General features: G+C 61.3%; 24 protein-coding genes and 1 riboswitch. Of the genes, 6 read left to right on the top strand and 18 right to left on the bottom strand.

The window, feature by feature from the left end; all coding sequences use genetic code 11:
• Nucleotides 1-16 precede the first annotated feature (16 nt).
• The 10 genes from NUW23_05435 to NUW23_05390 all read right to left on the bottom strand — a co-directional run bounded on the left by NUW23_05435 (nt 17) and on the right by NUW23_05390 (nt 10,697).
• Complete coding sequence (locus NUW23_05435) at nt 17-625, bottom strand: Crp/Fnr family transcriptional regulator (protein MCR4425620.1); 609 nt, start codon at nt 623-625, stop codon at nt 17-19.
• 73 nt (nt 626-698) lie between these two features.
• Nucleotides 699-1,451 (bottom strand): FecR family protein, encoded by a 753-nt coding sequence (locus NUW23_05430; protein ID MCR4425619.1) that lies wholly within the window; start codon nt 1,449-1,451, stop codon nt 699-701.
• A gap of 83 nt (nt 1,452-1,534) precedes the next feature.
• Complete coding sequence (locus NUW23_05425; protein MCR4425618.1) at nt 1,535-3,370, bottom strand: adenylate/guanylate cyclase domain-containing protein; 1,836 nt, start codon at nt 3,368-3,370, stop codon at nt 1,535-1,537.
• Nucleotides 3,371-3,468: 98 nt separating this feature from the next.
• Entirely contained in the window at nt 3,469-4,425 is a 957-nt protein-coding gene (locus NUW23_05420; protein ID MCR4425617.1) for a molybdopterin-binding protein, read from the bottom strand.
• A 9-nt stretch (nt 4,426-4,434) separates the two neighbouring features.
• Nucleotides 4,435-4,932 carry a cyclic pyranopterin monophosphate synthase MoaC gene (moaC, locus tag NUW23_05415; protein MCR4425616.1) on the bottom strand — a complete coding sequence of 166 codons (498 nt, stop codon included), beginning with the start codon at nt 4,930-4,932 and terminating at the stop codon, nt 4,435-4,437.
• 55 nt (nt 4,933-4,987) lie between these two features.
• Entirely contained in the window at nt 4,988-6,034 is a 1,047-nt protein-coding gene (moaA, locus tag NUW23_05410; GenBank protein MCR4425615.1) for a GTP 3',8-cyclase MoaA, read from the bottom strand.
• Nucleotides 6,025-8,031 carry a molybdopterin biosynthesis protein gene (locus tag NUW23_05405; GenBank protein MCR4425614.1) on the bottom strand — a complete coding sequence of 669 codons (2,007 nt, stop codon included), beginning with the start codon at nt 8,029-8,031 and terminating at the stop codon, nt 6,025-6,027. The genes moaA and NUW23_05405 overlap by 10 nt, the downstream gene beginning before the upstream one ends.
• 43 nt (nt 8,032-8,074) lie before the next feature.
• The gene (locus NUW23_05400; protein MCR4425613.1) at nt 8,075-9,331 is read right to left on the bottom strand and encodes a molybdopterin molybdotransferase MoeA; all 1,257 of its coding nucleotides are present in this window, start codon (nt 9,329-9,331) and stop codon (nt 8,075-8,077) included.
• Nucleotides 9,307-10,035 (bottom strand): ATP-binding cassette domain-containing protein, encoded by a 729-nt coding sequence (locus tag NUW23_05395; protein MCR4425612.1) that lies wholly within the window; start codon nt 10,033-10,035, stop codon nt 9,307-9,309. Before NUW23_05395 ends, NUW23_05400 begins: the two co-directional genes overlap by 25 nt.
• Nucleotides 10,032-10,697, bottom strand: a complete 666-nt coding sequence (locus NUW23_05390; GenBank protein ID MCR4425611.1) for an ABC transporter permease — start codon at nt 10,695-10,697, stop codon at nt 10,032-10,034. The genes NUW23_05395 and NUW23_05390 overlap by 4 nt, the downstream gene beginning before the upstream one ends.
• Nucleotides 10,698-10,765: 68 nt before the next feature.
• A riboswitch (molybdenum cofactor riboswitch) is annotated at nt 10,766-10,918 on the bottom strand.
• Between the two features lie 197 nt (nt 10,919-11,115).
• Between NUW23_05390 and NUW23_05385 the strand changes: the two genes are divergently transcribed.
• Nucleotides 11,116-12,846: a PucR family transcriptional regulator ligand-binding domain-containing protein gene (locus NUW23_05385; GenBank protein MCR4425610.1), complete on the top strand. Its 1,731-nt coding sequence runs from the start codon at nt 11,116-11,118 to the stop codon at nt 12,844-12,846.
• Here the strand turns inward: NUW23_05385 and NUW23_05380 are convergent.
• The 8 genes from NUW23_05380 to NUW23_05345 form a co-directional block, all read right to left on the bottom strand.
• Entirely contained in the window at nt 12,804-13,625 is an 822-nt protein-coding gene (locus tag NUW23_05380) for a sugar phosphate isomerase/epimerase (protein MCR4425609.1), read from the bottom strand. The genes NUW23_05385 and NUW23_05380 overlap by 43 nt on opposite strands.
• A complete protein-coding gene (locus NUW23_05375) occupies nt 13,622-14,377 on the bottom strand; it encodes an ABC transporter ATP-binding protein (GenBank protein MCR4425608.1) in 756 nt (251 codons plus the stop codon). Before NUW23_05375 ends, NUW23_05380 begins: the two co-directional genes overlap by 4 nt.
• Nucleotides 14,377-15,141 (bottom strand): ABC transporter ATP-binding protein, encoded by a 765-nt coding sequence (locus NUW23_05370; protein MCR4425607.1) that lies wholly within the window; start codon nt 15,139-15,141, stop codon nt 14,377-14,379. The genes NUW23_05375 and NUW23_05370 overlap by 1 nt, the downstream gene beginning before the upstream one ends.
• Nucleotides 15,138-16,148: a branched-chain amino acid ABC transporter permease gene (locus tag NUW23_05365; protein MCR4425606.1), complete on the bottom strand. Its 1,011-nt coding sequence runs from the start codon at nt 16,146-16,148 to the stop codon at nt 15,138-15,140. The genes NUW23_05370 and NUW23_05365 overlap by 4 nt, the downstream gene beginning before the upstream one ends.
• Nucleotides 16,149-16,166: 18 nt before the next feature.
• The gene (locus tag NUW23_05360; protein ID MCR4425605.1) at nt 16,167-17,030 is read right to left on the bottom strand and encodes a branched-chain amino acid ABC transporter permease; all 864 of its coding nucleotides are present in this window, start codon (nt 17,028-17,030) and stop codon (nt 16,167-16,169) included.
• A 103-nt stretch (nt 17,031-17,133) separates the two neighbouring features.
• Entirely contained in the window at nt 17,134-18,258 is a 1,125-nt protein-coding gene (locus NUW23_05355) for an ABC transporter substrate-binding protein (protein ID MCR4425604.1), read from the bottom strand.
• 57 nt (nt 18,259-18,315) lie between these two features.
• Nucleotides 18,316-19,539, bottom strand: coding sequence for a M20 family metallopeptidase (locus NUW23_05350; protein MCR4425603.1), 1,224 nt, complete (start codon nt 19,537-19,539; stop codon nt 18,316-18,318).
• Nucleotides 19,540-19,579: 40 nt separating this feature from the next.
• Nucleotides 19,580-20,248 carry an aspartate/glutamate racemase family protein gene (locus NUW23_05345; GenBank protein ID MCR4425602.1) on the bottom strand — a complete coding sequence of 223 codons (669 nt, stop codon included), beginning with the start codon at nt 20,246-20,248 and terminating at the stop codon, nt 19,580-19,582.
• Between the two features lie 205 nt (nt 20,249-20,453).
• On the opposite strand from NUW23_05345, the gene NUW23_05340 reads away from it, so the two are divergent.
• From NUW23_05340 to NUW23_05320, 5 genes are all read left to right on the top strand, one after another.
• Nucleotides 20,454-21,614 carry a M20 family metallopeptidase gene (locus tag NUW23_05340; GenBank protein MCR4425601.1) on the top strand — a complete coding sequence of 387 codons (1,161 nt, stop codon included), beginning with the start codon at nt 20,454-20,456 and terminating at the stop codon, nt 21,612-21,614.
• 90 nt (nt 21,615-21,704) lie between these two features.
• Entirely contained in the window at nt 21,705-22,832 is a 1,128-nt protein-coding gene (locus NUW23_05335; GenBank protein ID MCR4425600.1) for an ABC transporter substrate-binding protein, read from the top strand.
• Between the two features lie 108 nt (nt 22,833-22,940).
• Nucleotides 22,941-23,819: a branched-chain amino acid ABC transporter permease gene (locus NUW23_05330; GenBank protein ID MCR4425599.1), complete on the top strand. Its 879-nt coding sequence runs from the start codon at nt 22,941-22,943 to the stop codon at nt 23,817-23,819.
• Nucleotides 23,820-23,833: 14 nt separating this feature from the next.
• Nucleotides 23,834-24,811, top strand: coding sequence for a branched-chain amino acid ABC transporter permease (locus NUW23_05325; GenBank protein ID MCR4425598.1), 978 nt, complete (start codon nt 23,834-23,836; stop codon nt 24,809-24,811).
• The coding region (locus NUW23_05320) for an ABC transporter ATP-binding protein (protein ID MCR4425597.1) at nt 24,808-25,466 on the top strand (659 nt) is incomplete at its 3' end. The genes NUW23_05325 and NUW23_05320, both read left to right, overlap by 4 nt.

Raw genomic sequence — 25,466 nt, 5'->3', positions numbered from 1 at the left:
ACCGTAGGTTGAGGAGTCACGATGAAGCCATCTCCTCCAGCAGGCGTCTGTCGAGCACAATGTACCGCCTGCCGGATATGGAGATGGCTCCCGCGTCTACGAGCTGTCCAAGCACACGGTTGACCGTCTCCCGGGTCGTGGACGCTATCGCCGCTATGTCGGACTGGGTCAGTCCGCTCGGGGTCGGTGAATCAGATGGCACACCGGATGCGGAAGCGTGGCGCAAGAGCGCCGAGGCAACACGCCCTCTGGCGCTGGTGAAGGCAAGAAGGTCGACGGCTTCGTCAGTCTCCCTGAGCATCGTCGCCAGCCGCGTCAGGAGGTTTTGGGCAAACCCCGGCACGCGGGCGACACACTCCATCAAGGCCGCCGGGCTTATCGACACCAGTCGACAGTCCGTGACAGCCTGGGCAGTCGCGGACCTCGGAAGCCCATCCACGGCCGATAGCTCTCCGAACACATCCCCTTCTTCCAGAATCGCCAGAGTCTTCTCCGCCCCTTCAGGGGATGTCCGGAAGATCCTGACATGTCCATCCAGGACAGCGTAGAGTTCCCGACTGGCTTCACCCTGGCAGAAGATCATCTGCCCGCGACGGGGTCTCAACTCCAAAGCACCCCGAGTCAAATCGGCCAGAGCCTCCCGTTCCAGTCCCGAGAAGAGGGGGCACGCGCAGAGCGCCGTGCTTGGCTGCACCCTGTCACTTCGGCGCGTTTCCGTTGCTCTTGCCTTTTCCGCCATCATCCTTGACACCCTTTCCCGGGTGTTCTTTGTCCTGGCCCGCTCCGCGCCCCGGCACGCCGTCCGGCCTGGGCCCCTCACCTTTCCTCACAAAGGCGGACTTGCCGGGCCCCACCATCACTGATCCCGCGTCGTTGAAGACCTCCACAAGCCCTGATTCTACCCACACCTGCGTGGTCCCGTCCTCCCCCACCCAGACACCAAAGGACGTCCCTCTCACTGCGATCGTAGCCGAAGGGGTCTCGACTTCGAACGACGTCATCCCGACCTGCCGTTTCATTATCTCCAACCACACACTGCCGACAAATACCGAAATGCCTTGAGTGACGGGTCCGCGGGAAGAGGCGCCTGCCGACGGCTCTGACGAGAGTGCCTGGCTGGGCGAGGCCGACACTCCAGCACGGCCCACCATCGTCTCGGTCATCTCGGACAGCCTGACAACGCTCCCACAGGCAAAGACCAACACAGCTCCGGCTCCCTGTCCAGTCCGGATGGCGGTGCCCGGCTCCAGCAGCATGCCGGCCTCCAACCTGTTCCACAGTGAAGGGTCCGTGCCCCCGGGCCCGCGGAGCCAGGCCTCCCCCCACACCCGGGCGACGGAGCAGACACTCCCCGAAGATGCCTGCGACACGAAGACAAGAGCAGCCGCCGAGAGACATATGAGCCCAATTACAGCCACCCGTGAGAGACCAGCCCTCAGGCGTAATCGCAACGCGAACGCCCCCATTGTCCAGGACATGACCGTACCCTATCTTACACCATATCAGAAGGCTGACGAGCCGACTGTGACCGGCATCACACTATCTCCAGCACTACCCAGCGGTCACTGTCCACCTTGGGGACAGGTCCGTGAGAACGGTAGGCACCCACATCGGACCCGGGACCGCTCTGCGAAACTCCCGGGCAGGAGAAAGAACCCACGCCGTCACCCGGGCCGGCCCGGGACTTCAACGCGGGCAGCCCGAGAAGAATCTGTCCGGGACCTGCAGCATCCTCTAGGGCCTTCGCCACGTTCACTGTGGAGCCGACGACGGTCAAATCCGCGCGACTGGTGGTGCCCAGTTCCGCACGGAGTACCGGCCCGTATGCGATCCCTACACCCACACCCATCGGCCCACCGGACGAGGCAGACTCGTGTGGCCGGGAGACCGCCGCGACTGCCTCTCTCACCTTCCGCGCAGCCTTGACTGCCCGGATCATGGCGTCGCGCCCTCCACTCTCGAACACCGCGAGGACCGCGTCCCCGGGGAACTTGTCCACGACCCCGCCGGCCTCCATGACCGCCCGAGCCATAGCACCCAGATAGGCGTTGGCCAGATCCGCGGCGAGGGCGGGGTCCAAGTCGGCCGAAGCACGGCTGAAGCCTCGAAGGTCTGCGAACATCACAGCGGCGGCTTGTGGTAGCCTGTGCCTCTGCCCGGCGCCGGGAACCATACCCACGTAGCGGGAGAGCGCGATCCGGAGGGAATCTGATTGTGCTGCTCTTTGAGCCGCTTCCACCGTGAATGAGGCTGCCGCCGCGAACACTACCACCGAGGGCCCAATCGTCAGGGCGTGCCGTACCGACAGCCAGCCCGCCAGGAAGGCCGCGGTGAGTGCTACCCCCGCGTGGCCCACCGCCGACCAGCCGAGGTGTGAGGCCCGGCGGGCCTGAGAGAGCAGGTTGAGAGGGATCCAGGTCGCCAGTCCCACGGCGAACAGGATCCATGGGGACGCTGCCCGCGCACACCGCCCCTTCAGGATGGACTGAACCGCGGCCGCCTGCACCAGGACTCCGGGTATGGGGTCGCCATACCTGGAGGATGCGGTGTGGTGTCGGTCACCAAGTCCCGGGGCTGTCGCTCCAACGAGCACAATCTTCTCCGCGAAGAAGACGGCCGGATCCAGCGTCGAGCCGAGAACGTCCGCAGCTGAGATCTGAGACGCCGCCGGAGGTCTTGGGAACTCCGGCAGCAGGCTGGAAGAGGAATCGAGCGGAATCTGTATCCGCCCGAGAGATATGTGAGACCCTGGCACAAACCTGATGTCAGCCGGGGCGAGACCAAGCGCAACACGGGCGACTTCCACGGCGAAACCGGGGACGAATGTGCCGCCGGCACTTACGAAACCCGGAACCCGCCGAAGAACACCGTCGGAGTCTGGAACAGCAACGACATGGCCAAGGCCGGCTGCTGCGGAGCCGACTGGCCCTGACGGAGCTTTCGGGGCTTGAGCAGTCGCGTACCAAGCTGCTCCTACCGGCAAGTTCTTCGTTTCAACGTGCACAGGTAGCACCACGTCTCCAGCTGCCTGAACCGCCTGGGCTAGAGACTCATCATGGGTGCCATCAGGTTCTGAGAGGATGATGTCGAGCCCGATGGCCGCGGGGCGGCCTTCTGAGATCCTGGCAATCAGCTGGGCCAACGCAGACCGTGGCCACGGCCAACGCCCTACAGCTGCCAGCGCTCGATCGTCCACAACAACTAGGGCCACTCCGGGATCAGGAGAATGTGCGAAAGCCCCGGAAAGCCAGGTATGAAAGGAGCGATCGAATGGGGCCAAGAGGCCGAGAGCCCACATCGCAACAACAGCCACGGCTGCCAGGGCCCGAAAGATGCGCGGTTTCCACAAAACACGGCTGCAACGGTCCACCGCCTCCACCTGCCTTAGCGAGACAAGTCTCCGCCGTTCTCATCAGGCCATCTCCGCCGCATGTCTTGGTTCCTCATAGGCTCGTCGGCTCGCGGCGCCTATCTACCCTCCCGTCCGCACTCTCCGGAACGGCCTGTCAGGATCTCGAGGCCATGTGCGAGCGCGGGCAGGATCGCGCCCAGGGACTCCCTTACGCCCCTGGGACTGCCGGGCAGGTTGATGACGAGGGTGCGCCCGCGCGTGCCAGCTCTGGCCCGGGACAGCATGGCTCTTGGAGTCTCACGCATTCCCGCAGTGCGCATGGCTTCGGGAATACCTGGGACTTCACGGTCGATCACGTCCCCCGTGGCGTCAGGTGTTACGTCTCTCGGCCCCATCCCTGTCCCACCGGTGGTGACCACAAGGTCCAGGCCGAGAGAGCACATTCGCTCGAGGACAGTCCGGATCGTCTCCCGTTCATCCGGGACCACAGCGTAGTCGCAGAGGATGATCCCGGAGGCAGCAAGCAACTCACGGGCAGCCTGCCCCGAAAGATCCTCCCGCTCCCTCCTGGACCCTTTGTCACTTGCGGTTACGAGCCCGAACCCGAAGTGCCCGGCCTCGATTTCGTAGCCCGGCCTGATGGAACCACCGCGGAGAACCCGCGTGAACACGCCTTCCCTCGGCATGACACAGTCCCCCACGCGCTGGAAGACCGCGCAGCCTCTATGGCACTCCTTGCCTATCTGCGTAAGCTCGAGCAAGATCGATGACGCGACTGAGGTCAAGCTGGTTTCGCCTCGCGGGTGCACAGTGAGCTTCGCTCCCACCGGCAGAGCCGTCAGGTCTATACCTGCAGTTGTGATGTTCTCCGCGAAGTCGCCGGGGTGTAGGTCCAGCCCCAGGTCGCGCATCTTACCTATGCTCTCCTCCGCGAGCAAGCTGACCTGCCTCGGCCAGTCCCCCGCATGAGCATCTCCTTCGATCCCATAACCCGCCCTTAGCACTGCCTCGGGCACGTTCTCCTTTTGCGTCCCTTTCTCCTTGCTTACCGAGACTGCAGCTACAAACGCCACCGCACTCACCTACCTTTCGGCCTCCAGCTTCCGATCAAATCGCCCGCTTTTCCCGCCGTCCTTCAGTTCCAGTCGCACATCGGTTATCTCCATCCCCCGGTCGACCGCCTTGCACATGTCGTAGATCGCGAGAAGACTTGAAGCCACACCCGCCATTGCCTCCATCTCAGCCCCCGTCCGTCCCACAGTTGAGACCGACACCTGACAGAACACAAACGCCTGGCCGCCCTCGGAGCAGGGTGTCAACTCCACCTCCACCCCTGTCACGCCGATGCTGTGACATAGGGGAACGATGAATGGGGTGAGCTTGGTGCCTGTGATCGCGGCGATCCGGGCCGTTGCGAACACGTCTCCCTTCGGCGCCTTGCCTTCCATGATCAACCTGAGGGTCTCGGGTCTCATCTGGATTCGGCCTGATGCCACCGCAATCCTCCGGGTCTCCTGCTTGAGCCCCACGTCCACCATTCTGACCTGCCCGCGCTCATCTACGTGAGTGAGATCTCCCAAACCTACCGCCTCCCCCGTCTTGCGGTTTCCCGCCCATCCATCCTGCCCGAGCCAGCTAACCTCCTACCTGGTTCATTGAGTCCGCCACCTCTGCGTGTCCGCCGGGCGTCACGTTTCTTCCCGCGGGTTTCGCCCGAACAGCCGACACGATTACCTCAGCCAGCTCTTCGTCGGACGCGCCACCACGCAAGGGTCCTCTCAAGTCCACGGATCTACGCTCGACGAGACATGGCCTGACCTTGCCGTCGCAGGTGATCCGGAGGCGGTTGCACATGGAGCAGAAACCTTCCTCGTGCCCGGAATACCCGATGAACCCTACTCTACCGACGGCTCCGGGCAGTCTTGCATAGTCAGCAGGACCCATTGATAGACCCCCGTGGCCACCTGGCCATTGCCAGTCGGAGGAGTTCTCCCCGCCCGGTGTGGGGAGTCTCTCGAGACCGTGCCTGGCAAGGGCGGCTACGCGCGCGCGGACCTCCGCTATGGGAACGTGCCTACTCTCGACTTGGCGGAGCCTGCCGGCGAATGGCATGGCCTCTATGAACCGGACGTCCCACGGCTTGGCAAAGGTCAACCTGGCGAAATCCTCGATCTCCCCGTCGTTCACGCCTCCCAGCACTACCACGTTGAGCCGTATGGGTACAAGCTCTGAGCGTTCAGCCGCGGCTATGCCGGAAATCACCCGGGCGAGATCCCCTCCCCGGGTTATGTTGGAGTAGGTATCGGGCCGCATCGAATCCAGGCTCACGTTGACCCGCCTGAGCCCGGCCCGGACCAGATCCCCGGCGAGCACATCCAGCCTCTGCCCATTTGTGGTCATTGCCAGGTCGCGGAGGCCAGGGATCGCAGCAATCTCCCGCACGAGGTCCACTATGCCTCGCCTGACGAGCGGCTCCCCGCCAGTGACCCTGATCTTCGTAATGCCGAGGCCCACTGCAACTCTGGCAACTCGCGCGAATTCCTCATTTCTCAAGACTTCATCGTGACTCCTCAGGGCGACGCCTGATGGAGGCATGCAGTAGACGCACCTGAGGTCACATTTGTCCGTCACAGACATGCGCAGGTACTCGATCCGCCTTCCAAAAGAGTCAATCAGGGGCATTGCCGCCACCCCTTCTCCTCGCCCTGTATTCCTCGGTCATCTGGGTTCTCTCGGGAGACTCCGCATCGATGGCGGCTGGCGAAAGTCCCCATCGTACTGACGTCGTACCCGCCCAGCGCGCGGACGGCCTCGCGGAACTCCGGTGAGGAGAGGACGAACAGAACCTTCTGGATGGGCTCCGTATTCAGAAGGTCCTCTCGCACGGCAAGGTCGTACCTCTCATCGGCAACCCATACGAAGTCCAACCCCAGAGCCTGGGCCGCGGCATAGATCCCCATGCCTGCGTCAGCCACGCCCGACGCGATCGCTGACGCCACCGCCATATGCGTATACTCCTCTCGGGAATACCCTTCAATACTTGACGGAGAGATTCCAAGCTCCCGCAATTTCTGGTCAAATAGCACACGCGTGCCCGCCCCCCGCTGCCGGTTGACGAACCTGATTCCCGGGGAGGCAAGGTCCCGAATCGACTGTATTGCCTTCGGGTTCCCCGGAGCGACCATAATGCCCTGTGCCCGGCCCACCAGGTTCACAAGGCAAACGCGAACCTCTGTCCCAGCTGTCAAGCGTTCCACATATGGCCAGTTGTACTCGTGCGACGCTTCGTCCAGAAGGTGGGTCCCGGCAATGTGGGTCTCTCCCCGGACGACTGCGGCGAGGCCCCCCAGGCTGCCCACATGCGCCGAGTTGAGGGAAGTTCCCGGGAAGAACCGCCTGAGGTAGGTCCCGAGCACGTCCAGGGCAAGATCGTGGCTGCCTGTGGCCATGATTGCGGAATCAATCTCCTGCTTGCTTCGGCTCAAGATGACCCTGACCTGAGAGCCGGCCTCGAGTCCCTGTCTCTCGGCAGGCACAACGACGATACCGTCTGACCGTGTCATCGACGTGATCAGACCCGCTCCGCGGCCCATTGGAGCCGCAACGAGTCTTCCACTCACATTCCCAAGACGAACCCGGACGAACTCCACGGCTCCTGTCTCAGAATATACCTGTTTGATGAGAGTCGCCTCGGCAGTATCTCTCTCAAGTGGGGCAAGCCCGAGCATCGCCCTGATGAGCGGCATCACGAAGAGCTCGGCGGCGAGGAGCGCGGACACGGGGTACCCGGGAAGGCCCACCGTGGGGACTCCGTCCACAACCCCAAGGATCACCGGCTTTCCAGGCTTGATAGCCACTCCATGGATGAGAACCTCCCCAAGTTCGCTCACGACCCGCGCGGTATGGTCCCTGGACCCGGCCGAGGAACCCGCATTCACCACTACGATGTCTGAGACAGAGGCCGCACTGGATATCGCCTTGTTGATGGCTTCAGGGTCGTCGGGGACAATCCCCAAGGATCTGGCATCTGCGCCCCATTCGATGAAGGTCTCACGCAGCATATGCGAGTTGAACTCCACTACCTGTCCCGGCGCCCGCGGGGCGTCGGGAGGCACAAGCTCAGTGCCGGTAGGTATCACGGTTATCCTCGGCCGCCTGCGGACTGCCACTCTGAACACCCCACCGGCGAACATCGCGGCAATGTCGACCGGACGGATCTGGTGGCCCTCAGGAAGGATCATCTCCCTCACCACGATGTCCTCGCCGATGACCCTCACGTGCTGCCATGGGGTGGCGGGTTTGGTGATGACCACGCGGTCCTCCCCGGCCTCCCGGAGGTCCTCGAGCATGATCACGGCGTCGAGTCCGGCGGGCAGATGTTCCCCGGTGTCCACGTAGCGCGCGAATGCCCCGATTTCGATTGTGAGAGGAAAGGCGTCTGAAGCCGCATAGGTATCCCTTGCCCTCACTGCAAGCCCGTCCATGGCAGCCGCGTTGTAATGAGGCGAGGATGAGGTGGCGTACACCGGTTCGGCAGTCACCCGGCCCCGGGCGTCCCGCACGTCCACCACCTCAACCGAGGTTTTGAGCTCAAGGAACCTCGAAAGGAAGACTGATCTCGCCTTCTCGAGAGGCGTTTCACTCAGGTAGAAGTCTTTCCTCGGTCTCATGGATGACATGTTGCCGGATCCTCCATCTCTCGCAGCCTCGCCGCTGCCCGAATCAGATCAACACCACTTCCACATCGGAACCAGCTTCTATGCCGCGGTCGGTCTCGCGGACCACCACCCACCCGTCCGCCTGCGCCAGCATGGAGATCATCGCGGACCGGCCGTGAACCACGTGCGCAACCCCTGCCTCGTCTAGCCTGACGAATACGTAATCCTCCCGCCCAGGTTCCGACGGGATATTCTCAGCCAAGACAGCGCGGGCAGTCGGGCGCCTCCTGGGATTACGTAATCCGGCAAGGAGTTCCAGTGCGGGCCTGACGAAGAGCTCGAAGGCTACCAAGGCAGATACCGGGTGGCCTGGAAGCCCGAAGGCCGGCTTGTGGCCGGCAATCGCCAGGACTGTAGGCTTGCCGGGTTTGATGGCCACTCCGTGCACGAGGATGCCTGGCTCGCCCAGAGATGCTATCGCGTCCGCAGTGTAGTCCCGACCCCCGACCGAACTGCCCCCGGAGAGGATTACGGCATCGCAGGAATCGAGAGCCTGGCGAAGCACGGCAAAGAGAGCATCGCGTGTGTCGCGAACAAGTCCGAAGCCTACAGGGACCCCGCCGCATCTCTCCACAGACGCCGCGATGGAGTGCGAGTTGATGTCCCTGACCTGCCCAGGCCCAGGCACATCGCTGCCCGCCACCAGCTCGTCCCCGGAAGAGATGATTCCCACGCGCGGCCGGGCGAAGACAGTCACAGCGACTTGCTCTGGATCCCCCACCGCTGCAATTAAGCCGATGTCCTGGGGTCTGATCTCCCTGCCAGCCTCAAGCATGACGGCACCCTGCCTCATGTCATCCCCCACCCCCACGACATTCTCCGAAGGAGCAACGGGGCGTTCCAGTGCGACTATGGATCCCGCGAGAACCTGGGTGTTCTCAACCATGACCACGGCATCGGAATCCTCTGGCAGCATGGCGCCGGTGGCGATCGGTGCTGCGCATCCCGGCCCCAAAGGTTCGCCAGGGCAGGTGCCGACCCGGATCTCGCGGGAGAGATCGAAGTAGGCAGGCGACCCAGCGGAAGCCCCGAAAGTCTCTCGCGCCCTTACTGCGAACCCGTCCACCGTGGACCGTCTGAACGCCGGAACATCCACCGGGGATAGCAGATCGCAGGCAAGGACTCGCCCGAGACTCGACCGGGCGGGCAGTTCCTCCACGACAGGCCGCAAGCCTGCGCGGGCATGCTCCATCGATCGCGCAAGGATCTCCTGTGCGCGTTCCCTCGGAGTGAGGGTCATGAACTCCACGGCCTCCACCACCCTCCAACCAACGTCCTGAGAACATCGTCCCAGGGACCAGACGCAGCCACCCGACCACCCTGGAGTGCGATCACGGCATCCCCGACTTCCCTTGCGAACCTGAGGTCGTGGCTGACAAGAACCACCGGGACTCCCCTGCGAGCAAGGGACCTGACAGTCTCCCCCACGAAGGCCTGCGCCCCAGGATCGAGGCTGGATGTGGGCTCGTCCAACAAGAAGGCCTCAGGCTCCAGTACCGTGGCGCGCGCCAGGGCCACCCGTTGCACCTCCCCGCCCGATAGCTTTGACGCGGGCCTATCCTGGAGGTGTGCGATGCCCGCCCAATCCACAGCCTCACGCGCCCGGGCTCGCGCTTCACGCTCGGTCATGCCCCGGAGCCTCAGCCCGTAGGCGACATTCGACAGGACAGAACCTGAGAACATGTAGGGTCTCTGGGGCACGTACCCCACCCGCCGCCTGACTGCGTGTGCGCCCCGGTCGCCGTCCGACCAGATATCGGAGCCGTTCCACCAGATCTGTCCGGCCGTGGGGGCGATCACAGCTGCAAGCAGGCGTAAGAGTGTCGTCTTCCCCGCCCCGTTAGGTCCTATCACGCAGGTCACGCCCTGGCCGGATATGCGCAAGTCCGGCACATCCAAGTGGACTTCACCGTCCCGCGAGACCCGCGTGCCTCTGAACACCCACCCGCTGGGGGCTGCCGTCACCTTGATCCCGCCTCCCATCGTGCAAATCCTGCAGACATGGCTCGCGCCGTGGCGTTGACAAGCACGGAGAGGGATACCAGGATGGCCCCCAGGGCCAAGGCGTTGCCGAAGTTCCCCTGCCTGGTCTCGAGAAGAATCGCGGTGGTGAGCACTCTGGTCCGGCCCAGGATGTTCCCACCTACGAGCATCACTGCTCCGACCTCCGCGAGCGCGCGCCCGAGTCCGGTCATGACTGCAGCCAGCGCCCCACCTCTCGCTTCCTTGAGCAACGCCGTCCTTACCTGGTATTCTGTCGCGCCCAGGGCCCTTGCGGCCTCGGACGCTGCAGCTGGGACCGAGCGTACCGCGGAATCCGTCAGGGCAACAATTACCGGTGTTACCAGGACAAACTGAGCGGCGAGCATCGCTTTGGGAGTATACAGGAGCCCCAATGATCCCAAAGGGCCGCTCCGAGACAGCAGCAAATAGACGAGGAGCCCAGCAACGACCGGTGGGAGGCCTGTGAGCCCCCAGACTAGAGAGCGCAAACTGCCCTGACCTCGAAACGAACCGAGCGCCAGCCAACTGCCTGCAGGAACGCCCACGAGGGCAGCGAGAGCAGTGGCCCCAACCGAGACCTTGAGCGATAGAGCCGTGGCATCAACGATGAGGGATGCGTCCATTTCGACCACCGTCCCAGATGAAAAGAAAGCACCAGGGCCGGACGAGCGGCAACCCTGGCGCGAACAGTCGCGGGGTGGTCCGCTCTCCTTTCCAAACATGGGAGGTGCGGCGGTTTCCCGCGGCACCCTCACCCGGGCTGCGCCCGGGCACGGCCGGCCCCCATCGAGCTATCCGTGACGGATCGCTCATTAGGAAGACCGGCTCGGAGAGCCTGCATAGACCTTGAGGTTCCAGGCGCGGGCCTGTGTCCCGCGCTAGATCTATATTACCACCTGCGTCAGGTCAAGCGCAACTTGCCACCATCACCTTTCTCCCAGTCATGTAGGTGAAATTCCAGGCAACCCGGGCGGACGAAAGGAGGTATGGGGCCGGGCCTTCGTGAATATACCCGAAAGTCCTCTTGGAGGTCGCTGCATCATGACGAACGAAACGTCCACCAGTTTCCGAGTGCGCGACGCGCTCGAGCTTCCATGCCTCAAAGGTGCCCGGGTGATGGGGGGCGCAGACGGACTGGACAGGCCGGTCCATTACGTCACAGTCATGGACGCTCCCGGAGGGGACCAGTGGATCAAGGGCCATGAGTTCATCCTGACCACGGCTTACTTTCTCAGGAACGATGAGTCCCTGCAGGAGAAGCTTCTGCCCAATCTGAACCGGTTGGGTGTCTCGGCCCTGGGGATCAAGCCCAGACGCTTCCTGGACAGGATACCGGAGGTCATGATCGAGCAGGCGAATCTCTTGTCCATGCCGTTGATAGAGCTCCCCTATGCGGTCGCATGGGTAGACGTGATAAACCCAATCCTCAACGAAGTACTGGACAGGCAGATCACTGTGTTGGAGCGATCCCGCGAGGTTCACCGAAGGTTCATCAGGCTTGTTCTCGATGGGCGCAGCCTGGATGACATAGCCCAGGACCTGGCCTGCCTGGTCAACCGGCCGGTCATGATAACAGACAAGACGTTTCACCGCCTCGCAGTCTACTCACCCCACACAGATGGCGGACCTGCCTGCGCCGGAGCTCCTGAAATCAGCCCACATGTCCTGGCGGCTGCCTGGGCGGAGGGGAGGCCGGCGGGATTCGAGATCTCAGGTGATGTGAGGAGGAGCGGAGACGTCATCCTCGCCCCTGTCATGATCAGGAACAGTACCTACGGGTACGTTGTAGTGTTCGGTGGCCCAGACCCCCTGCCGGAGACGGACCTGATGGCGGTGGAGCAGGCCGCAACGGTCTGTGCCCTCGATACCATGCAGAGGATGGCCAGCGAGGAAGTGGAAAGGCGGTTTCGGAACAGCTTCATTGAGGACCTGGTGATGGGCAACTTTGAATGCCGACAGGCTATGATAAGGCGGGGGGAAGCCTTCGACTGGGACCTCACCAAGCCGCACGTGGTCATGGTCGCGGACATCGACGGGTTCGAGAGATACTACGTCGAGACGTCCAACTACGACGACCATGCGATGAGAGTGCTCAAAGACCGGTTCTTGAGGATCCTCAACTCCACCCAGGCCATAAGTGGCAAGAGGCTGCTCGGAGCAGACCGAAGTGATAGCATAATCCTTCTCTTGCCCGTTGAGCCTGGCGCCGAGCCTCAAGTATCCGACAATATGGCAAGAACCATGGCGGAGGCGATCAGGGCCGAGGCAGCAAAGAGGTTGAGCCCGCTCACGGTCTCTCTCGGGATAAGCCGGGTCGCCGAGGATCTGGGGACACTTCCCAGGGCCTACCGGGAGTCCACAGAGGCCATGGCACTCGGGCGCAAGGTCTTCGGCCCCGGCCGCGTGACTCACTACAATGATCTTGGCATATTCCGTGTTCTCTGCGGCCACAACAGGACAAACGAGCAGCGCAAGTTCCACACGGAGTGGATTGCGCCGCTCGCGGATTACGACGCCCGCCACGGAACAGACCTCTTGGGGACGCTGGACGCCTTCTTTCAGTGCAACATGAATGCATCAGCAGCCGCTGCGAAGCTCTACATCCATGAGAACACGCTCAGGTACCGCCTGCGCAAGGTGGGTGAACTCATCGGAGTGGACATCTTCTCCGGGGAGACGCTGTTGAACCTCTGGGCGGGCCTGAAGTTGCACACGGTGTTCGCCTCAGATCAGCCCGCCGACACCAGCGGGCGGAGGACCGCTGCAGACTGACGGATTGCTTCTTCCTGCGTTGGGAAGTTAAACACCTCGGCGGAGACATACCCATCGTACCCTGCCGCCCGCAGGGCGGAGATGACCTTGGCGAAATCCATGTGCCCCCACCCCGGGGGTTTGCGATTCGTCTCACAGAGGTGCACGTAGGTGATGTAGGGTGCGGCGGCCTCGATGCTCTCCTCGATCGGCGTGGCGTCCTCGATGTTCATGTGGTAGACATCAAGCATCAGCCGGAAATTCGGACGGTCCACCCTACGGACCCACTCGATTCCGTCCTGGGTGGAGTTTATGAGATTGCAGACATGGGCCGCTATGGGCTCTAGGACTATAGTGACCCCAAGATCCTGGGCGTAGTCGGCCAATGCCCGGAACGCTTCCTCGGCCCACTGCTCCGTTTTCTCAGCTGGCACACCCTCGACATACCTGCCGCGAGATCTCCCGATATTCACGGCCGCCCCAAGGGGGGCAGCGAATCTGATGATCGCCCTGATCCGGTCGAGGGCCCGGGTGCGGGTCTCTGGATCCGGGTCCACTAGGCCCAGGCCCTCCTGCCCCCAGACTTCACCTGTGCAGATCAATGGCACATCCAACCCCGATCGTCGGAGAACCTCATAAACCCAGTCGCGGTCGAGAACATCAGGGTTGGCCATGGTGGGTTCTATGCCGTCATAGGCCAGAGCACGGAGCAGGTTGACCGACGCCTCGAGATCGCCGTGGTACCCAAGCGCCCGGCGGCTGATTATGTCCGGCGTGGCAACCATGTATGCCAGTTTCAACTTGCCCGGTCACTCCCTTTTGTGGCAGCAGCCTTTCGCCGGTACCCCGACCCGCCCAGGTAGCCTTCGATCATTCTCTTATCGGCGAGAAGCTTTTGTGCGGTGTCAGCAAGGGTTATGCGCCCGGTCTCCAGTAAGTAGCCTCTGTCTGCAACGGCCAATGCCTTTCTGGCGTTCTGCTCCACCAGGAGAACGGTGGTGCCCTCGCTGTGAAGATCCCGGATCATCTCGAAGACCTCGTTCACCAACACCGGCGCAAGCCCCATGGACGGCTCATCCAGGAGGATCAGCTTGGGCCTGGACATCATAGTCCTGGCGATGGCCAACATCTGCTGCTCTCCACCTGACAGGCTTCCTCCAAGCTGCGCCCTGCGCTCTCCCAGCCTAGGGAATTTGTTGAACATCCTCTCTACGTCCTGTTGGATACCGCTCCTATCATTTCTGAGGTAAGCGCCGGCGAGAAGGTTCTCGTACACGGTGAACTGTGGGAAGATCGCTCTTCCCTCAGGGGTATGGGCGACACCCATCGCCACAATCCTGTCGGGGCTTATGCCGCTGATGCGCTTGCCCTGGAAGATCACTTCCCCCCTGGACGGTCTTAGCAGGCCGGAGATACACCTGAGGGTTGTGGTCTTTCCAGCCCCGTTGCTGCCCAGCAAGCAGACGATCTCACCCTCGTGGACCTCGAGGCTCACGTCTTTGAGGGCGCGGATGTTCCCGTAGTGAACCTCCACGTTGGAAAGCTTGAGCATCACTCGCCCTCCTTCCCGAGGTAGGCTTCGATGACCTGTTCGTTGCCTCTGATCTCCTCAGGGGTGCCTTCGGCGATCTTGGCCCCGTAGTTCAGCACGACAATCCTGTCGGATATGCCCATGACCACGTTCATGTCGTGCTCGATTATGAGGATGCTGACGCCCATGTCCCTGATGGACTCTATCAATGCACAAGTCCTCAAGGTCTCATCAGGGTTCATCCCCGCAGTGGGCTCATCGAGCAGCACGACTTTGGGCTTCATCGCAAGGACCCGGGCAATTTCGAGGCGCCTTTGGTCGCCGTAGGAGAGGTTCTCCGCCAGGTCTGTCAGGTTGTGCGTAAGGCCGACAAACTCCAGGATCTCCCGGCACCTTTCTGTTATGGCCCGTTCTTCAGCCCTCATGGCAGGAGTCTTGAGAAGCGAGGCCCAGAATCCCGACCTGATGTGCTTGTGGTGTCCTATTCTCACATTGTCGAGGACGGTCGCCTTGCCGAAGAGCCTGATGTTCTGGTAAGTGCGGGATATTCCCAGTCTCGCAATGGTCCACGGCTTCTCGTCAGTGATGTCCATCCCATCGAACATGACTTTGCCTGACGTCACTGGGAGCACTCCCGTGATGCAGTTGAAGAAGGTGGTCTTCCCGGCCCCGTTCGGGCCGATGACCGCCAGGATCTCGTTCTGCCCAAGCTTGAGGTCGACCTCGTTCACGGCAGTGAGCCCGCCGAATCGTTTGGACACTGCAGTCGTTTCCAGAAGACTCATCGTGCTTTCCCCCCTATCGCGCGGGAGGATGCCCGCTCCTGCATCCGGCTCACAGTGCTCGTTATACCCCCGACGATCCCGTTGGGCCAGAACGCGAGGGTCAGAAGAAGAGTCCCGCCGTAGATGATCAGCCGGTAGTCAGCGAGGGAGCGAAGGAACTCGGGCACTGCGGTGAGGAGAACCCCACCCACGATCGGCCCGGCTATGGTCCGCAGGCCCCCCACGAGGGCAGTGGTAACCGCCATGGCCGACTCCGTGAATCCGAAGCTGTTGGGGCTGATGTACCGGAAATAGTGGGCATAGAAAGCCCCGGCCATCCCGGTGAACCCCGCGGCCAATGTGAACGACAGGATCTTGTAGAACCTCGTGTCAATCCCGCACGTCTGGGCGGCATCTTCGTCATCACGTGTGGCAAGGAAAGCCCGGCCCACGGGGGAGTTCATGATGCTGGATATGCACGCCACGACGAACACCACCAGGCCCAGCATCAGGTAGTAGTAGTTCACCTTGTTGTTGAACACGACCCGCCCGATGATGGGAAGCCAGATCGGTGCGGGTGCTGGTATTCCCGTAACCCCCATCGGACCGCGGGTGACTCCAACCCAGTTGAGGAGGGTCAGGCGCACCACCTCGCCGAAAGCGATCGTGGTGATTGCCAGGAAAAACTTCTTCAGGCGGAGACTTGGAAGGCCGATCACCACTCCCAGGACCGCAGCGACCAGTCCGGCAATGGGGAGAGTCACCCAGAAAGCCAACTTGAACTTGATCGCAAGCAGAGCAGAGGTATATGCTCCCACAGCATAGAATGCCGCCATCCCGAACACTGGCTGCCCCGTGAACCCGGTAACCAGGTTGAAGCTGGACGCCAGGATCACGGCAAGGCCAGAAGCTATGAGGATGTGCAGCGAGTAGGGGTTAGACACTACCCTCGGGACGAAAAGGAGCACAAGGATAAGAAGCGCGACTCCCACCCGAGGAAATGACCGTTTTGCACGCGCCTGTTCCATCAGCTTGCACTCCTGTCTCTAACTGGTTGACCGCGTGAAGAGACCGCTCGGTTTGTATAGAAGAATGGCGATGATGGCCACGAACGGCAGCACGTCGCGGAAAGTTGACCCCACGAAAGCGGCACACACTCCCTCGATGGCGCCCAAGAGAAATCCCGCCATAGTGGCCCCGAACACATTGCCCAGCCCACCCATGAGAATCACCGCATATATCTTCATCCCAGTAAGCGAGCCCATGGCCGGGTAGACCAGAAGGCTCGGGCCGATCAGGGCCCCTGCGACACCCGCAAGCCCGGTCGCAAGCGCGAATGTCAGGGAGATCGTGCGGTTCACCGGAATCCCCATCAGGCTCGCAGTGTCTATGCTCTGCGACACTGATCTGATGGCAAGGCCCATTTTGGTGAACCTGAGCAAGTAGTACAAGGCGCCGATAATCGCCCAACACGCTATGAAGACTATCAGTTGCTGCAGAGTGAAGCTCACGCCGCCCACGGACAGCGTGACCGACGTGTACCTGGTAGGGAAGAGCCTTGGGTCGGCGGTCCATACGAGGATCGCGACATTCTGCAGGATGAACGAGACTGCGAATGTCGTGATGTACGCGTATATGGTGCCGCTTCGCCTGACCGGCCTGAGGGCCACCCGCTCCGTGACCAGCCCTATCAGGGCTATTCCCAGAAACGCGGCGACTACCGCCAGGCCGTAAGGGAGTTTGGGCCCAACTACGAGCGCCAGGGCGATATACGCACCCACCATGTACATGTCACCCTGCGACAGGTTGAGCACCTGCAAGACCCCGTATGTGAGGGCCACCCCCGCCGCGGTCAGCGAGTAGATGCCTCCTATGATCAACCCATTGACGATCTGCTGCAGCAGGACCACGATCAAAGCCTGTCACCCCCCAACGAAAAGGACTCGCACCCAGGCGGGCAACTTGATTCGTGCCGGCGCCCGCCTGGGCGCGAGGGACACTACCCAGCTAGCATTACCACTTGCGGATGACCCGCTCCCCTTTGACCACCTCGATCACGATCCAGGATGACTCGGCCTGCCCACTCGGGCTAAAGGAGATCTCTACACCCATCCCGTGGAATCCTTTGGTCGCCGCGATGGCGTCCCGGATGCCCTTCGGGGTCGATCCGCCCCTTCCGATGGAGTCCAGGATGACCAGTATTGCGTTGTAGGCGGCGGCACCAGTCGGGTTGATGGGCTTGTTGTACTTCTTCTGCCAGTCGCTGGCGAACCCCTGGACGACGGGGTCCGGCAGGTTGGCCTCGAACCCACTGATGAAGAGGAGGCCTTCAGCCGCGTCTCCGGCGAGCTGGACGGTGTCCGCGCCTATGCCGTTGAACGCCACCAGCTTGACATCGTTCCAGCCAAGTTCCTTGCGCTGCCGCATGATCTGGACCGCTTCGGCGGTGATGGAGGCCATGAACAGCACATCGGGTTTCTGAGCCCTCAGCTTTGTGAGCTGAGTCCTGAAGTCGACTGATTCGCGCATATAGTGCTCTGTACCGACGACCTTCACACCTGCGGCGTTGAGGGCTGCAGTGGTGTTGTCCTTGAGGCTGACACCGTAGTCGCTGTTCTCGTAGATGATTGCGGCAGTCTTGGGGCTGAACCGCTCCATGACGTAAGGCACCATGGTGGACGCCTGCGTAGCGTTTGTGGCGCAGGTTCTGAAGATGTACTTGTACCCTTTCTGAGTGATGCTCTCTGCAGTGGCGCCTGATGTCACGAGGGGGATCTGGTTGGCCTCGGCCACCTCCATGACAGCGAGAACCACCGAGCTCATGACGGGAACCAGAAGGACGGACACGCCCTCACGGTGGATGAGGCGTTCGGCCGCGGCGACCGCCTCTGCAGGGTTCGCCCTATCGTCGAGCACAATGAACTCGACCTGCATGCCGTTGATACCGCCTGACGCCTTGAGCTTGTCCTCAGCGATGGCGATTGCATCCTTGACTCCCGTTCCGAAAGTGGACGAGGGTCCCGTCACCGGACATATGACACCTATCTTGACCGTCTTGGGAGCGGCGAATCCGGCCGTTCCGACCATGCCCAGGATGAGTAGACAGCCCAGAATCATAGCGCACATTCTTCTAACCATGTTTCCTGCTCTCCTTTCCCAGATGTTTGCTTCTTCTCTTGACACTTGACACGCTGGCTATCGACAGGCATATCCGGTCCGGTCATCCCCTCCTCTGGCAAACGCTTCCTTAACCCGGGCAAGTAAATCGGCATCGCACCACAGGTCCACACAGGTCAATGCCATCGCCTCCGCAACGCGCAGCGTCTGGTCGTATGCGAAGTCCGATGCTGCTGCCTGGGCGAATTCGATGCTGTGGGACGCAATCGGCGTGCTGCTGATGCTGAAGAATGGATGGACTGTGGGCACCACCTGGCTCACATTCCCCACGTCTGTCGATCCCAGACCCCCAGTGCGCTCCTCGATTCTGCCGCACAGGCCCACAGTGTTCATGTTCCGGGCATATGCCTCCTCAAGAGGCGGATTGCTCTTCATCGGTGCGTATGTCGGACCCGTAATCTCGAACTCAAGTGTGGCGCCAGTTGCCAGCGCAGCCCCTTCTGCGCACCGCTTCACCTTCTCCACGACCTCCTTCAAGTAGCTGACGGTGGCCGCTCTGATCAGGAAATCAGCAGTGGCCAGCGCGGGAACCACATTGGGTGCCTCACCGCCGTGTGTGATCACTCCGTGGATCCTTACATCCGAGGTGACGTGCTGGCGAAGGGCGTTTATGGAATTGAAAGTCTCAATGAGTGCGTTGAGTGCGTTGATCCCTTTCTCGGGACTCGCAGAGGCGTGAGAGGACTTACCCCGGAAACTAATCCGCACCGGCTCCCACGCGAGGCTTCGAAGCCTCACAAAAGACTGATGGCTGGGGTGAACGATCATCGCTGCATCCACCCCATCGAAGCCGCCTCTTTCGACCAGGAGCGCCTTGCCGCCGCCGGACTCTTCAGCCGGGGCACCAATGAGCACGAGTTGGCCAGCTACCTCAGGGAGAAGAGGCTTGAGGGCGACAGCCGCCACTACGGCAGCCGCGGCTATCAGGTTGTGGCCGCAGCCGTGACCTACCACAGGAAGCGCGTCGTACTCCGCTATGAGAGCTAGTGTGGGACCTGGGCCCTCTCCCGAGGCCCAAGCCTTGAAGCTAGTGGGCAAACCGCAGTAGCGTCTCGATACTTCAAACCCTGATGACTCGAGGACTTCCGCGAGATACTCCGACGACTTGTGTTCCTCGAATGCCACCTCGGGGTTCGTGTGCAGCGTATCACCGATCTCCCGCACGAGCGCTCTCTTGGACTCGGCTTCGGAAAGGGCGCGAGACCTCAGAATCTGTAAGTCTATGATGGGTGCAGTGCTCATTATGAATCAAGTACCCTCCACAAGTTGCTCCTTGCTGCGTCTATTGTCCCATGAGCGGCTTGAGTCTGTTGACCGCGTATGGCAGGGCAGTAAGTACGTTCGAGCATTCGTCCGGAAGCCATCTGGTGAGTCCGGTCATAGAAAGCTGGGAGACCACCAGGATATCTACCTCGCGTGACGCCTTCAGCGCCTCCCTGGCCAGGTAGCGTTCGAACTCATCCCTCCCTTCCTCCAAGCGCTTGGCTGCATCAGCGCACAGGAAATCACAGACTTCCACCTTCCGAGTGCGGCCAGCCCTCCCCGCCACCACCTCTATGAGTTCGCCCGTTCCACGCAAGGCCGAGATGGACGTCGCAAGGACCCCCACGGTACCGCCACGGGCGACAGCCTCTTCCACCATGGGTTCGTCGACCTTCATGACTGGAATCTCCACGAAGTTTCGCGCTTCGTAGACCACGTTCCCCAGGCTCGAACACGTAACCAGGATCGCCCCGGCACCCGCCTCCTCAAGGGAGCGGGCCATTGAGACTACCTTCCTTCTTACTTCTGCGTTCACTCCCCCAACTCTGGCGAACTGGATAAGTAGAGTCTCATCCAACACATGCACAAGGCGGACCTCTGGCAGTTCACGTTGGACCTCGCCGTGCACCAAGTCGATTACAAGCCTTGTAGTGTGCAGAAGCCCAAGAATCCGCGGTTGCACGTGCACGAATCGCCTCCAGTGAATCTTGAATAGCGTCACTGCATTAAGAGATGTTGTAGTGTTACACATATTTCAACTCTGAGTTCTCTCGGCCTGCTGTGTCGCACCACAGAATCGGGACGAGCCTTTTTGTGGGATGCCACAAAGGCGCAATGGGCTCTGGGTAGAATCAAAGAAAACGGGGCGGCATGTTGGATAGGGGCGATGCGGTTTGACTCAGATAACGGCTGCGATAATCCAGGCGCGCAAGAACTTGCACCAGCTGGCCGAGACAGCTTTCAATGAGACCAGGACTTCTAGCTACGTGGCCGGCTTCCTCCGAGACCTCGACCTCCCGGTTAGAACCGGGGTTGCCGGAACAGGTGTAGTTGCGGTTGTAGAAGGTGACTCCGCAGGCCCGACCGTGGCGCTTCGGTCCGACATGGACGCCCTCCCCGTTGCCGAGGCCACCGGAGTCGAGTGGGCATCTCTCACCCCCGGGGTGATGCATGCATGTGGGCACGATACCCACATGGCGATGCTGTTGGGGGCAGCAATGCTTCTTTCGGAGGAGGCGCGTGCAGGCCGGCTTCACGGGCGAGTCAAGCTCATTTTCCAACCCGCCGAGGAGTATCCGGGCGGGGCAGATCCCATGATCCGCGAAGGAGTTATGGACTGCCCCAAGGTGGATCGGGTAATTGGGATGCACGTCAACCCGGATCTTCCCGTTGGGCAGGTGGGGATCAAGCGCGGCCCGGTGACGGCCGCGATGGACCAGTTCACCGTGGTCCTCACCGGCAGAGGGGGGCATGCAGCCACTCCTCACAATGCCGTGGACGCCCTGGTGGCAGCGTGCGAGTTCGTGAACGGGCTCCAGCAGATCGTGTCGCGGAAGATAGACCCTCTGGAACCGGCCATCGTGAGCGTGGGCCGGCTCGTGTCCGGGACAGCCTTCAACATCGTTGCGGAGACGGCCGAGATCGTAGGCACCGTGCGCACGGTTACAGAATCCACGAGGGATCGCATCGAGGCTCAGATCCGGGCGCGTGCCTTGGCCCTCGCACAGGCGACTGGGGTCGCCGCGGAGGTCACCTACTCCCGCGGTTACCCTCCTGTGGTGAACCACGAGGATATGGTCCTTATCGCACGTCGGGCGTGCTCCCGTGTGGTCGGCGCGGGGGACGTGGTCGAGGTCAGTTCTCCTTCCATGGTTGGGGAGGATTTCGCCTATTTCGCCCGGCTCGTGCCAGGCATACTCATCTGGCTTGGGGCGGCGCCGCTCTCTGGCGAGCGCGTGCCCCTTCACCACCCGAAGTTCCTGGTTCCCGAGGAGGTCCTGGAAACCGGAGCCAGGGTTCTCGCGGAGGTGGCGCTCGAAGCGCTTCAGTACTGACTTCGTGGAGGGGGAATGCGTGGAGTCCGGACGTGGGTAGATCTCTCATCGATTCTCGCTGAACAATCCTTCATAAGGAGGGGAACAACCTTGAAGAAGTTGGTAGTCGCATCAGTGCTGGCAATGCTCCTCCTCGCAATGTCCGCAGGCGGGGGAGCCCGAGCCCCTAAGGTCTTCAAAATCGGTGGCCTGGCGTCTCTTCAATCGGGGTACGGCCAGTCCATGGTGAGCGGGGCAGGCCTCGCCATCGAGGAGATAAACGCGGCCGGCGGAGTGAACGGAGTGACATTCCAGATCGACTGGCAGGACACGGAAGGCAATGCAGCAATAGGCCGCACCGCTGCTCAGAAGCTTATCTTCGGGAGCAAGGTCGACGCGCTTCTCGGCTGCCACGCCAGCACCGTTGTGCTGGGCATCGAGGGGATGGTGAGGGACGCCAAGATACTCGAGATCGCCATGGGCAGTGCCACGCGTCTTACGGAACTCGGAAATCCCTGGATCGTGCGGGTTCGCGAACCTGACCAGCTGACATCCAGCGTCCTCGCGAACTATATGGTCGATGTCAAAGGCTACAACAAGATTGCTGTGTTCTTCATGAGCGAGCAGTACGGTGTCGGCGGAAAGGACAACCTGGTCGCAGCACTCAAGGCAAAAGGGATAACTCCTGTGGCCACTGTTGCCCACAACCCGCAGGACAAAGACTTCTCAAGCCAGCTCCTGAACATCAAGAGGTCGGGTGCCCAAGCCATGGCCATTTTCTCCGGCTTGCCTGACCTTGGCATCCTGGTCCGCCAGGCGCGGCAGCTCTGCCCTGAGGTGGAGATCTTCATGAGCAGCGTCGGCGCAACCAAGCCTTTCATGGACGTGGCCGGGCCCGCTGCTGACGGAACCTACGCAGTTGTCACGTTCACTGAAGACAATCCCGATCCCAAAGTGCAGCAATTCATCGCAAACCACAAGAAGAAGTATGGTGTTCCTCCATACGACTTCTTCGACCCACTAGCTTACGATGCAGTCTACATGCTCGCCGAGGCCATCCGGATCGCGGGTTCGACCGACCACGCCAAGGTTCGCGACGCCTTCATGACGATCAAAGGCTTCAAGGGCGCGACTGGGCTTACCTACGATGTCGCCCCGAACGGCGAGACAGTTCAGGAGCTTCTCCTGGTCAAGATCAACAACGGTAAACACGAGGTGATCCAGAGAGTAAGGGGCTAACGTCCCGACGTCTCTGAGGGCAAACCCACGCGACAGTTCAGGGCGGGGAGGGCAGCCGGCTGGTGCCCTGCCCCGCCCCCGATACTCCGCAAAGGAGACTCGGAACGCATGAGTATTGTCATACAGCAGCTTATAAACGGCCTCGCGCTTGGCTGTGCCTATGGGCTCATAGCCCTGGGGTACAGCTTCATCTGGAACGCGGTTGGTCTCGTCAACCTGGCCCAGGGCAGCTTCGTCATGGTCGGCGCGTTCGTTTTCGGCGTGACCTTCACAAACGTCATGAAGCTACCCTTCCTGCTTGCCTTCGTCAGCTTGATCGTGGTCATGGCCGCCTTTGGAATGGTGTGCGAGTGGCTCTTCTACCGGCCTCTCAAGCGTGCGCACATACGGACGGTCCTTGTGAGTCTGGTCGCCCTGGGCATGCTCCTCGGGAACCTGGCACTCATTGTGTGGGGGCCGTACCCCCAGGGGACCGTCGGCCCGTTCGGGCAGGGGCTGATGAAGCTGAGCTCCGTGTCAATACCTTATCAGAGCATTTTCATCATTGTGGTTACCCTGCTCCTCCTGGGAGTGCAGACATATCTGTTCAAGCGGACCACTCTGGGAAAGGTGCTTAGGGCAGTCGCGCAGGACAAGGACACGGCATCACTCATGGGCATCGACGCCGATCTCGCGGTCTCCATGACCTTCGCCTACAGCTCAATCTTGGGTGGAATAGCTGGCATGATGATTGCCCCGATTTTCGTGATCGCTCCAAGCCTCTCCGCCCTGGGGTTCAAAGGGTTCGGCGCCTGCATAGTGGGGTCTTTTGGAGAACTGGCCGGGGCCTTTGCGGGAGGTTTGATCCTCGGAGTCTGCGAGATTTTCGGAGCGAGCTACATCTCTTCGCTCTACAAGGAAGCCATTGTATATATCGTGATAATTGGTTTCCTCCTCTTTCGCCCCGAAGGACTCTTCGGCAAGCGAAGAGAGCAGAGCGGCCTTTAAGCGGGGGTGATGCAATGCCCAAGAAAGATAGGAATGCGCTTCTGGCGCTGCTCTTCATCGTCTTGTTCGTGGCGCCGATCGTCCTCAACGATCCCTACGTCACATTCGTTCTGAACAACATGACGGTCAACATCGTCCTCGTAATGGCCCTCAATTTCGTCCTGGGTTTTGCGGGGCAGGTCTTCCTCGGCACAGTGGGGTTCTTCGCGGTCGGGTGTTATGCGACGGCACTTCTCACTACCAAGGCCGGACTGACTTTCTGGCAGGCTGTCCCGGTTACGGTCCTCACGACTGCCGCGTTGGCGTTTGTCCTCGGACTTCCAACATTGAAGCTCCGCGGATTTTACCTAGCCCTGATGTCCCTCGGCTTCATCATCGTTGTGGGGGACGTTCTGAAGAACTGGACCTCCCTGACCAACGGGGTATGGGGAGTAATGGGCATTCCGAGGCCTGTCATTGCTGGGCATGCCATCGACACCAATGTCGAGTTCTACTACATGGCCTTAGTCATCGCGCTGGCCCTGGTAGTCTTTGCCGTGTTGATAGAGGATTCCAGGTTCGGGCGGGCGTTCAAGGTGGTTCGCGACGATGAGCTCGCCGGGGAGATGTTGGGAATAGATCCCCTCAGAACTAAGCTCCTGGCCTTCGTGATGTGCGGGGTGTACACCGGGGTCGCAGGGTCGCTGTTTGCGAGCTTCCAGCGGTTCATAAGCCCCGAGATCTACACCTTCGACTACAACTCTCTGTTCATGTGCATGCTCGTTGTCGGCGGGCTGAGTTCCGTCCCAGGGTCAGTTCTGGGCGCCAGCCTTCTCACAACCTTGACCGAGCTTCTCAGGTTTATGCGAGAAAAATATCTAACGGTTTATGCAATTCTCATTTTGATTACTCTGATCTATCAACCCGGAGGCCTCGTGATGGCCCTGCGAAACGCCTATTACTGGGTCCTGGTGAGGCTCCCACGGGCGGGGAAGGCGGCGTCAACTCGATGACAGAAGGGCGAAACGCCGTGGCTGCTGTTCTTCAGGTGTCCAACTTGTCCAGGCATTTCGGAGGGGTGAGAGCGCTAGATGATCTCTCCTTCGAAGTCGGGCAGGGCCAGATATGCGCGATCATAGGGCCGAACGGTTCCGGCAAGACCACCTGCATCAACGTGATCACAGGAGTCTACAAGCCCACCGCGGGGTCTGTTCGATTCATGGGCGAGGAGATCGCCGGTCTGTCGCGAGCGCGTATTGCGCGCTCGGGGATCACCCGTACTTTCCAGAACCTCAGGCTGTTCAACACGCTGAGCGTGCTTGACCACGTCATGGCCGGCAGGTATTGCAGGACCCGAGCTGGGTTCTTCCCCTCGGTGGTTCGGACTCGCGCTGCTTGCGCCGAAGAGCGGGCAAACATCGATAAGTGCAGGAGCCTTCTGGACCTCGTTGGGCTTTCGGGCCGCGAGGACATCCTCGCGCCCAGCCTGCCATATGGCCAAAGGCGCCTGCTTGAGATCGCCAGAGCACTTGCCACCGAGCCCACCCTGCTTCTGCTGGACGAGCCTGCCGCAGGCATGTCCGGAGGCGAGATCGACCGCCTGGTTCAACTGATCTTCAAGGTCAGGGACATGGGCATCACGGTCGTGGTGATCGAACATCGCATGAA

The organism is Bacillota bacterium, assembly GCA_024655925.1.
Lineage (GTDB): Bacteria > Bacillota > DTU025 > DTU025 > JANLFS01 > JANLFS01.
The sequence above is the reverse complement of the archived record's forward strand: the minus strand, read 5'-3'. Positions and strand labels throughout refer to the sequence as shown.

Bases quoted from the DNA above. Each gene is read 5' to 3' on its own strand.
- moaA (MCR4425615.1), bottom strand. From the start codon at position 6,034: ATGCCCCTGATTGACTCTTTTGGAAGGCGGATCGAGTACCTGCGCATG.
- NUW23_05405 (MCR4425614.1), bottom strand. From the start codon at position 8,031: ATGTCATCCATGAGACCGAGGAAAGACTTCTACCTGAGTGAAACGCCT.
- NUW23_05390 (MCR4425611.1), bottom strand. From the start codon at position 10,697: ATGGACGCATCCCTCATCGTTGATGCCACGGCTCTATCGCTCAAGGTC.
- NUW23_05385 (MCR4425610.1), top strand. From the start codon at position 11,116: ATGACGAACGAAACGTCCACCAGTTTCCGAGTGCGCGACGCGCTCGAG.
- NUW23_05375 (MCR4425608.1), bottom strand. From the start codon at position 14,377: ATGCTCAAGCTTTCCAACGTGGAGGTTCACTACGGGAACATCCGCGCC.
- NUW23_05370 (MCR4425607.1), bottom strand. From the start codon at position 15,141: ATGAGTCTTCTGGAAACGACTGCAGTGTCCAAACGATTCGGCGGGCTC.
- NUW23_05365 (MCR4425606.1), bottom strand. From the start codon at position 16,148: ATGGAACAGGCGCGTGCAAAACGGTCATTTCCTCGGGTGGGAGTCGCG.
- NUW23_05355 (MCR4425604.1), bottom strand. From the start codon at position 18,258: ATGGTTAGAAGAATGTGCGCTATGATTCTGGGCTGTCTACTCATCCTG.
- NUW23_05350 (MCR4425603.1), bottom strand. From the start codon at position 19,539: ATGAGCACTGCACCCATCATAGACTTACAGATTCTGAGGTCTCGCGCC.
- NUW23_05330 (MCR4425599.1), top strand. From the start codon at position 22,941: ATGAGTATTGTCATACAGCAGCTTATAAACGGCCTCGCGCTTGGCTGT.
- NUW23_05325 (MCR4425598.1), top strand. From the start codon at position 23,834: ATGCCCAAGAAAGATAGGAATGCGCTTCTGGCGCTGCTCTTCATCGTC.